Source organism: Methylocella sp., assembly GCF_044226135.1.
Taxonomy (GTDB): Bacteria; Pseudomonadota; Alphaproteobacteria; order Rhizobiales; family Beijerinckiaceae; genus Methylocapsa.
Genome location: NZ_JBGAHM010000015.1, coordinates 62659 through 71401 on the forward strand (window position 1 = coordinate 62659; position 8743 = coordinate 71401).

7 protein-coding genes are annotated in these 8743 nt (G+C 69.8%); 2 read left to right on the top strand and 5 right to left on the bottom strand.

Going from position 1 to position 8743, the window contains the following annotated elements:
* The first annotated feature begins 166 nt into the window (after nucleotides 1-166).
* The gene (locus tag ACILRB_RS08975) at nucleotides 167-2008 is read left to right on the top strand and encodes a tetratricopeptide repeat protein (protein WP_395665952.1); all 1842 of its coding nucleotides are present in this window, start codon (nucleotides 167-169) and stop codon (nucleotides 2006-2008) included.
* 225 nt (nucleotides 2009-2233) lie between these two features.
* Nucleotides 2234-3109, top strand: a complete 876-nt coding sequence (locus ACILRB_RS08980; protein WP_395665953.1) for a 4-(cytidine 5'-diphospho)-2-C-methyl-D-erythritol kinase — start codon at nucleotides 2234-2236, stop codon at nucleotides 3107-3109.
* A gap of 9 nt (nucleotides 3110-3118) precedes the next feature.
* On the opposite strand, the gene recO is transcribed toward ACILRB_RS08980, so the two are convergent.
* From recO to ACILRB_RS09005, 5 genes are all read right to left on the bottom strand, one after another.
* A complete protein-coding gene (gene recO, locus ACILRB_RS08985) occupies nucleotides 3119-3862 on the bottom strand; it encodes a DNA repair protein RecO (RefSeq protein WP_395665954.1) in 744 nt (247 codons plus the stop codon).
* Nucleotides 3863-3908: 46 nt separating this feature from the next.
* Nucleotides 3909-4370 carry a 3-hydroxyacyl-ACP dehydratase FabZ gene (gene fabZ / locus ACILRB_RS08990; RefSeq protein ID WP_395665955.1) on the bottom strand — a complete coding sequence of 154 codons (462 nt, stop codon included), beginning with the start codon at nucleotides 4368-4370 and terminating at the stop codon, nucleotides 3909-3911.
* 94 nt (nucleotides 4371-4464) lie between these two features.
* A complete protein-coding gene (locus tag ACILRB_RS08995) occupies nucleotides 4465-5511 on the bottom strand; it encodes a UDP-3-O-(3-hydroxymyristoyl)glucosamine N-acyltransferase (protein ID WP_395665956.1) in 1047 nt (348 codons plus the stop codon).
* A 168-nt stretch (nucleotides 5512-5679) separates the two neighbouring features.
* The gene (gene bamA, locus ACILRB_RS09000; RefSeq protein ID WP_395665957.1) at nucleotides 5680-8127 is read right to left on the bottom strand and encodes an outer membrane protein assembly factor BamA; all 2448 of its coding nucleotides are present in this window, start codon (nucleotides 8125-8127) and stop codon (nucleotides 5680-5682) included.
* A 267-nt stretch (nucleotides 8128-8394) separates the two neighbouring features.
* Nucleotides 8395-8743: site-2 protease family protein (locus tag ACILRB_RS09005; RefSeq protein WP_395665958.1), on the bottom strand; the 349-nt coding region annotated here is incomplete at its 5' end.

The following is an 8743-nucleotide window of genomic DNA, read 5'->3' on the forward strand; positions in this document are numbered from 1 at the left end:
GCTGTTCGGACGCACGAAAATCGGGCGCGGCGACGGCCGTTCCGCGCGGCCCCGGCGCTTGCCTCTCCAGCGCAAAACGGCCATGTTCGGCCGCGACAATCGAGCCCACTCGGGCGGGAATTTCATCCACATGGCGTTTTCAGGTCTCATGGCGTCCTCGGGTCTCATGACGTCTTCGGCTTTCATGGCGTTCCAGGGCCGGGCCGCGCGCGGGACCGGCGGAACGGCCGGCGCCCCGCGTCCGGCGACGGGCGCTCCGCGGCGGCTCGCGCTCGCGTTTCTCGTTCTGGCGCTGGCCCCCTCGGGCCTCGCCCCGGCGCAGGCGCGGGCGCGGGAGACGCTCGCGGTCGCCTCGCCCTTCGAGGTCGGCGAAAGCCCGGCCGGCAACTACCTCGCCGCCCTCGTCGCCGGGGCGGAGCGCGACACGCTCGCCGCCGCGACCTTCTTCCGCGAGGCGCTGCGCGCCGATCCCAACAATCCGAAGCTGATCGAGCGCGCCTTCGTCGCCGCCGTCTCGAACGGCAACATGCCCGAGGCCGTCTCGCTCGCCGAGCGGCTCCTGGCGCGCGAGCCCGACAACAGCCTCGCCCATCTCGTCGTCGGCGTCGAAGCGATCCGCAAGGGCAAATACGCCGTCGCGCGCAGCCATTTCAACCGCGGCGGCGCGGCGCAGCAGCGCGACGTGACCGCGACGCTGCTGACCGCCTGGAGCTATCTCGGCGACGGCAACCAGAAGAAGGCGCTCGAATACGTCGACCGCCTGCGCGACGAGAATTTCGGCGTGTTCCGCAATTTCCACGCGGGCCTCATCGCCGCCGTCGCCGGCAACGTGCCGGAGGCCCGCAAGCGGCTCAAGGCCGCCTACGACGCCGACAAGAACACGCTGCGCCTCGCCGACGCCTATGCGCGCTTCCTGTCGAAGAACGGCGACCGCGATCAGGCGCTCGCCGTCTACAAGGCCTTCGACCAGGTGCTGCCGAGCCATCCGACGGTGGTCGCCGCCGTCGCCGACCTCGAAGCCGGCAAGACGCTCGAATATGTGGTGCGGACGCCCGAGCAGGGCGCGGGCGAAGTGCTCTACGGCCTCGGCGCGGCCGGCGGCCGGCAGGGCGACGAGCTCGCCGCCATGATCTATCTGCGCCTCGCGCTGCATCTTGCGCCGCAGAACAGCCTCGCCATCGTCACGCTCGCCGACATCTATGAGCGCATCAAGCAGAACGAGCAGGCGATCGACGTCTACGCCATGGTGCCCGAGAAGGACCCGCTGCGCGTCACGGCCGACATCCAGACAGGCCTCCTGCTCGAGGCGCTCGGGCGTTCCGACGATTCGACGCGCGTGCTCGAAAAGATCGTCAAGGACAACCCCGGCAACGCCGACGCGCTCTCCGCGCTTGGCAACCTGCAACGCGCGCACAAGCAGTTCAAGCAGGCGATCGAAACCTACACGCGCGCCATCGACGAGGTGAACAAGACCGGCCGCGCCGGCTGGGCGCTCTATTATTTCCGCGGCGTGTCCTATGAGCGCGACAAGCAGTGGAAGCTCGCCGAAGCCGATTTCCGCAAGGCGCTCGAGATCGCCCCCGACCAGCCGCTGGTCCTGAATTATCTCGGCTACAGCTGGGTCGACCAGAACATGAATCTCGACGAGGCCTTCGCCATGCTGCGGCGGGCGGTCGAGCTCAGCCCCACCGACGGCTACATCGTCGACAGCCTCGGCTGGGCGCATTACAAGCTCGGCCACTATGACGAGGCGGTGAAGGAGCTCGAACGGGCGATCGACCTGAAGCCGGCCGATCCGGTCATCAACGACCATCTCGGCGACGCCTACTGGCGCGTCGGCCGCAAGCTCGAAGCCAAGTTCCAGTGGAACCATGCGCGCGACCTCGGGGCCGAGCCCGAGGAGAAGGAAAAGATCCTTCAGAAGATCGAGCACGGCCTGCCCGACGATCCGACCCCCGCCGCCGCCGAAGCCGCCCCGCGCGATCCGGCCCCCCAGGACGGCGGCTGACTTCGGCGGCTGACGTCGGCGGCTGACTTCGGCGGGCGACTTCGGCGGCTGACTTCGGCGGGGCAAAAGCGGCGCGCCGGCCTTCGCGCCGGCGCCCTGCTTCTTCCCGCCGCGTCCCGGCCTCTTGCTCCGATCCGTCGCCGGCGTTAAGCCCCGCGGACGGATTGCGCGCGGACGTTCCGGCCCGACGCGTTTGCGTCCGCGCTTCGCTCATCAGGCCCGCTCGTGACTCTTTTCCTGCGCGAACGCGCCCCCGCCAAGATCAATCTGACGCTGCATGTCGTCGGCCGCAGGGCCGACGGCTGGCATGAGCTTGAAAGCCTCGTCGCCTTTTCGCGCGGGGGCGACGCGCTGTCGCTCGAGGTCGACGCGCCGCTTCGGCTCACGGTCGAGGGGCCGACCGCCGCGCAGGCGGGCGAGATCGGCGACAATCTCGTGTTGCGCGCCGCGCGCCATTTTGCCGAAAACGTCGAGAGCGCGCGGCTTGGCGCGTTTCATCTCGTCAAGCGCCTGCCGGTCGCGGCCGGCGTCGGCGGCGGCTCGTCGGACGCGGCCGCCGCGCTGCGCCTGCTCGCCCGCGCCAACGGCCTTGAGGCGGACGATCCGCGCGTCCGCGCCGCCGCCGAGAAGACCGGAGCCGACGTGCCGGTCTGCGTCGGGGCGAAGGCGCGGATGATGAGCGGCTTCGGCGAAAAACTCGGGGCCCCGCTCGATCTGCCGCCGCTCGTCGCGCTCATCGTCAATCCGCGCGAGCCGCTCGAAACCCGCCGCGTGTTCGCGCAGATGAACGTCGCGCCGGGAACGGCCACGGGCTATGGCCCGCATCCCGCGATCGGCCCGGGCATGGCGCCGGGCGATTTCTTCGAGGCGCTGCGCAAGGGGCGTAACGACATGGAGGCCGCGGCCTGCCGTCTCGCGCCGATCGTCGGCGACGTGCTCGCCGTGCTGTCCGCAGCGCCCGGCGTCAGGTTCGCCCGCATGTCGGGCTCGGGCGCGACCTGCTTCGCGCTGTTCCGCGACTGCAAATCCGCGGCCCGGGCGAAAAAGGCCATTCTGCGCGCAAACCCCGGATGGTGGGTCAAGAGCTGCATGCTCGGCTGAGGCGCGGCCTCAGGCGGTTTCCCGCGCGCGCCGCTTTTCGAGATCGGCGAGATAGGCGCCGCGCGCCTGCGGCGGGGCGAGGCCGCGCGGCGCGAACACGTCGCGCTCGAGAAAGAAGCCCGTCAGCCTGAAGGCGTCGAGCGTCTCGCCGAGCGAAGGCGCCGCGCCGGGCTCGCCCTCCTCGCGCAGAAAGGCCGGCAGCGGCAGCATCCGCGCGCGCCACGGCTCGCCGGCTGCGCGAGACACCGCACGGCCCGACTTCGGCGAGACGAAGACGAGGTCCTGCGTCGTCCCCGTCGCCGCGCAGCGCGACAGGTCGAGCCCGAAGCCGAGCTCGCGCAGAAGGGCGAGCTCGAGCCGCGCGAGCAGCGCCGGCGCGCGCGGATCGTCCATGTGGGCGGCGAGCGCGTCGCCGAGGCGGTAAAGCCCCGGGTGCGGCTCGCGTTCGGGCGCAAGGCGCAGCAGCGCCGCGACCAGACCGACGCCATGCAGCGCCTCGGCGTTCTCCATGAGGCCCGCGGCGCGCATCTCGCGCGGCTCGACGGCGAAGGCCCCGAGCTGCTCCTCGAGCCGCGCGCGCCAGACGAGCGCGACGCCGTTGCCCGGCTGCAGCGCCGCGCGCAGCCGGCGCGAGCGCCCGCCGCGCACGAGCCCGAGGCAGCGGCCATGGCCGAGGGTCATGGCCTCGAGGATCACGCTCGCCTCGCCCAAACGCCGCACGCCGATGACGAGGCCTTCGTCGCTCCATTCCATGCCGAGGGTCGGCTCCGTGGCGCGGGTCGCGCGCCCGCGAGACGCCCTAGATGGGCTCGACGGCGATCATGGCGGCGATCTCCGCCTCGCAGACGAGCGCCCCGTCGACCAGGGCGCGGCCCGAATACCAGCACATGTTGCGCCGCCGCTTCAGGGGCGTCATGTGGAACTCGACGCGGTCGCCCGGGATCACCGGCTTCCTGAACTTCGCCTTGTCGATGCTCATGAAATAGACGAGCGGCGGCGCGTCCGCGTCGGCGCGGATCGCGAGCGCGCCCGCGGTCTGGGCCATGCCCTCGATCAGCAGCACGCCGGGCATCACCGGCCGCGTCGGATAATGGCCCTGAAACTGCGGCTCGTTCATCGTCACGTTCTTGAGACCGACGCCTGACCCGTCCGGCCGCGCCTCGATGATGCGGTCGATGAGCAGAAAAGGGTAGCGATGCGGCAGGCGCTTCATCAGTTCGAGAATGTCGCAGGCCTCGATCGTCCCGGCTTGTTCGCTCATCGTTCCACGCTCCTCGCTCGCGGCGCCGCGCCATTTTCGCGCGAAGCGCGCGACTTTCGGGCGCCGGGCCGCCCGCGTAAAGCTAAAAAGGCCCTCAGCGACGGCGCTCTCCGGCCGCGCCCGCGCGCGCCAGCCCCTCGATGAGACGCAGCGCGCGCAGCCAGCCTCGCAGCGCGCGCGCCGGCGCGCCTGCGACGCGCGCCGCAGGCGCGACTCCGCCGCCCGCGCCGGCCTGCGGCAGGACCCGCCCGCGCGCGCCGACGCGCGCGCCCGCGCCGACCAGCGCCTGCGCGCCGACGACGGCGAAATCTCCGATTTCGCTCTCCGCCCCGACCTGGGCCTGCGCGCAGACGCGGCAATTGCGGCCGATTCGGGCCTCGGGCCCGATCTGCGCGAGATCGCCGACGATCGAACCCTCGCCGACCACGGTGTCGCCCGATCGCCCGCGGCCGATCGCGGCGTTGGCGCCGACCTCCACTTGATCCTGGAGGATCACCCGGCCGACGTGAGGCATGCGCACGGCCGTCGCCCGCGCCTGCGTCCCGGGCTGGCCAAGACGGGCGCCGGGGCCGATGGTCACGCGGTCGCCGATCAGGGCGTCGGCGACGACCGCCTGCGCGCCGACGACGCAGCCGCGCCCGACTCTGACGCCCTGCCCGAGCACGGCGTTGGCGCCGATGATCGAGCCGGAGCCGATTTCGACGCGCGGGCCGATCACGGCGCCGGGATCGACGACGACGCCGGGCTCGAGCCGCGCCTCCGCATGGACGCTCGCGCCGGGGCTGACGCCCGCCGCCAGAAAGAGCGAACCCGCTTCGAGCGCGGACGGATACATTCTGGCGACGGCGAGGCCGAAGGCGCTTTCGGGATCTTCGACGATGAGGGGCGCGACGCCGGGCGGAAGGTCGGGCGCGAGGCTTGCGCGGATGAAGCAGGCCGTCGCCGCCGTGTCGCCAAGTTCGCGCCGGCGCCGCGGTTCGAAAAACGCCGTGAGGTCGCCGTCTTCGGCGTCATTGAAGGGCGCGGCGCCATAAACGACGCGCGCCGCGTCGGCCCCGTCGCGCAGCGTCGCGCCAGTCAGCGCCGCGACCTCCGCGAGCGAGAGCTGCGCGGCGCGCAGGAAGAAGATCGGATCGGTCATGCGCGAAGACGGTTGCGGCGCCTGAGCGGCGCGCCGCGTCAGGCGCGGCCGGACGAGGAAAACGGCGACGGGGCGATTTCGCGGTTTCCGCGAGGCGCCCCGGAATGCTTGAGCTCTGGCCCGCCGCGCGCCCTCGGGCCGAAGCCCGCGGGCTCCGCCCGAGGCGCGTCAGAAGGAGGTGCCGCCGGTGAAGCGGAAGAACTGCGTGCGGTCGGCGTCGCTCTTCGACAGCGCCTTGGCGAAGTCGAAGCGGATCGGCCCGAGCGGCGACGACCAGATCAGCGAGGCGCCGACGGAGGAGCGGATGGTGGCGTTGTTGCCGCCGACCTGGATGCAATTGCCCTGCGTGTAGGTCGGCGCCTGGTTGTTCGGCGTGCAGACGCCGTCGGAGCTGAAATTGGTCTGCCCGTTATAGCCCCAGAGGCTGCCGGCGTCGGCGAAGACCGCGCCCTTGAGGCCGATGTCGCGCGGCAGGCCCCAGATCGGGAACTGCACCTCGAGGCTCGCGCCCCAGTAGCTCGTGCCGCCCAGCGCGTTGCCGGTGGTGTAATAGCCGCCCGACACGTCGCGCGGGCCGATGCCGTTCGGCTGGAAGCCGCGCACCAGGCTCGGGCCGAGGTTGAAGTTGTCGACGATGCGCAGCTGCTGGCCGCCGATGCCGAAGAGCTCGCCGCCCTGGACGTGGACGATGCCGACCACCTGGTCGAAGATCTCGCGGTAGTAGCGGATGTCGCCCGTGGTGCGGACGAACTTGGAGTCGCCGCCGGCGCCGGCGATGTCCTGCCGCAGCTCGGCGAGCACGCCGGCGGTCGGGTTCCGGTTGTTGTCGAGCGTGTTGTAGGACAGCGAGTAGCCGAACATCGACGTCAGCCAGTTGCCCTGCGCCTGCTTGAGCGCGAGCGAGGCTTCGCCGTTGGTCAGACAGTTGTTGGAGTAGGACAGATCGGTGCCGTTGTAGACGCCGGGCGTCGTGCCCCAGATCGGCGAGTTACAGTCCTGATAGGGGTAGCTCGAATTATTCGGGATGGTGAGGTTGGTGTTGTAGATCGAATAGCGCGGCGAGAAGGTGATCTCGTCGGTCACGGGCAGGCCGAAGCGCAGCGTGCCGCCGGTGACGGTGTTCTGATAGTAGGAGTAGCTCGAAACGCGCGTCTGCTTGGCGTAGAGATCGAAGCCGAAGGCGAGGCGGTTGCCGAGGAAGAAGGGCTCGGTGAAGCTGAACTCCACGCCGCGGGCGTACTGGCCGGCCTGCACCGACAGGCGCACATACTGGCCGCGGCCCATGAAGTTGCTTTCCGAGACCGCGACCTCGGCGATGAAGCCGTCGGTCGTGGAATAGCCGCCGGACACCGACAGCGAGCCCGTCGGCTGGTCCTCGACGTCGACGACGACGATGACGCGGTCCGGCGCGGAGCCCTGCTCGTTGCTGATCTTCACCTTCTTGAAGAAGCCGAGGTTGTTGAGGCGGCGTTCGGCGCGTTCGATCATGACGCGGTTATAGGCGTCGCCCTCGCCGATCTCGAATTCGCGGCGCACGACATAATCGCGCGTGCGGGTGTTGCCGCGCACGACGATGCGCTCGATGTAGACGCGCGGGCCTTCCTCGACGACGAAGACGATGTTGACGGTGCGCGTCGCCGGGTCGCGGTCGCCGCGCGGACGCACCTGCGAGAAGGCGTAGCCGCGGTTGGCGACCTCCTTGGTCATGGCGTCGACGGTCTTCTCGACCATGTCGCCATTATAGGTCTCGCCGGCCGAAAGGCGCAGGAGCGGACGCAGCTGCGCGGCGTCGAGGTTCGGGATGTGCGATTCGACGTCGACGCCGCTCACCGTATATTGCGGGCCTTCCTCGACCGTGATGGTGATCACGTAGCCGCCGAGCTCGGGATTGAACTGCGCGTCGGAGCCGATGACGCGGAAGTCGGCGTAGCCGTTCTTGAGGTAGAAGCGGCGGATGAGCTCGAGGTCGCTCGCGATGCGGTCCGGGTCATAGACGTCGGAGGTCTTGAAGAACGACAGGAAGTTCATCTCCGTCGTCTGCATCAGGTCGCGCAGCTTGCCGGCGGAGAAGGCCTGGTTGCCGACGAAATTGATCTCCTTGATGCCGGTCTTGTCGCCTTCCTCGATGGTGAAGACGACGTCGACCCTGCCGTTCGGCAGGTCGACCGTGCGTGCCCGCACGCTCGCGGCGGCGCGGCCCGACCGGCGGTACACGTCCTTGATGCGCTCGATGTCGGCGTCGACGGTCGCCTGGCTGTAGGGGCCGCGGTTGCGCGACTGGATCTCGGCCGACAGAACCTCGGTCTTGACCTTGGTGTTGCCTTCGAAGACGACGCGGTTGATCGAATTGTTCTCGGTGACCGTGACGACCACGCGGCCGCCCTCGCGCGAGACGCGGACGTCGGAGAAGAGGCCCGTCGCGTAGAGCGCCTTGACGCCGCTGTTGATTGCTTCCTGATCGTCGCCGGTGAAATAGCTCTGGACGGTTTCGGCGTCGATTCGATGGTTCCCGCGGACCACGACGGTCGCCGCCGCGGCGGGCAGAACGCCGCCGGCCAGGATGACGGCGACGACGGCGAGGCGAAGCCGGTTCGAGAGAGGACGCAAAAACTGCATAAAAGCCGGTCTCCACTGGCGCTCGCCGGCCTTCGGCCGCAAGCCGCTGGTCTTCGCGCGCCGCGGCCCCGACCGGCGGAGCGGCAGACTTCGCAAACCCTAGGTCTCAGCTTCTACAAGTTTTAGGGAGCCCTGCAATCGCTGTTTCGCCACGTCGGGCCCTTTTGGCCCGGGCGTGGCGGTGAAGTCACGCTTTGAGGTGATCAAATGGTTAAGCGTTAAAGTTAATGCGCCGACTGAGCCCCGCGACGACTTGCGCGGCGAGGCTCAGCCCCACCGCATGATCTGTCGAGTGAGCCTCAAAATGTCGTTATATGTCGCGAATATCATCAGGCCGGCGACGAGCGTCAGGCCGATCTTGAAGCCAAACTCCTGGGCGCGCTCGCCGAGCGCCCTCCCCCGCGCCGCCTCGACCGCGTAATAGACGAGATGGCCGCCGTCGAGCAGCGGCACCGGCATGAGATTCAGGAGCCCGACCGAGATCGACAGCACGGCGGCGAGATTGAGCAGCGCCGCGAAGCCGATCTTGGCCATCTCGCCCGACACTTCGGCGATGCGGATCGGCCCCGACAGCTGGTCGGCCGATTCGCGGCCCATGACGAGCCCGCCGAGGTAG

Excerpts from the sequence above, each read along its gene's own strand:
- ACILRB_RS08975 (WP_395665952.1), top strand. The coding sequence starts at position 167 with ATGACGTCTTCGGCTTTCATGGCGTTCCAGGGCCGGGCCGCGCGCGGG.
- recO (WP_395665954.1), bottom strand. The coding sequence starts at position 3,862 with ATGGAATGGAGCGACGAAGGCCTCGTCATCGGCGTGCGGCGTTTGGGC.
- fabZ (WP_395665955.1), bottom strand. The coding sequence starts at position 4,370 with ATGAGCGAACAAGCCGGGACGATCGAGGCCTGCGACATTCTCGAACTG.
- ACILRB_RS08995 (WP_395665956.1), bottom strand. The coding sequence starts at position 5,511 with ATGACCGATCCGATCTTCTTCCTGCGCGCCGCGCAGCTCTCGCTCGCG.
- bamA (WP_395665957.1), bottom strand. The coding sequence starts at position 8,127 with ATGCAGTTTTTGCGTCCTCTCTCGAACCGGCTTCGCCTCGCCGTCGTC.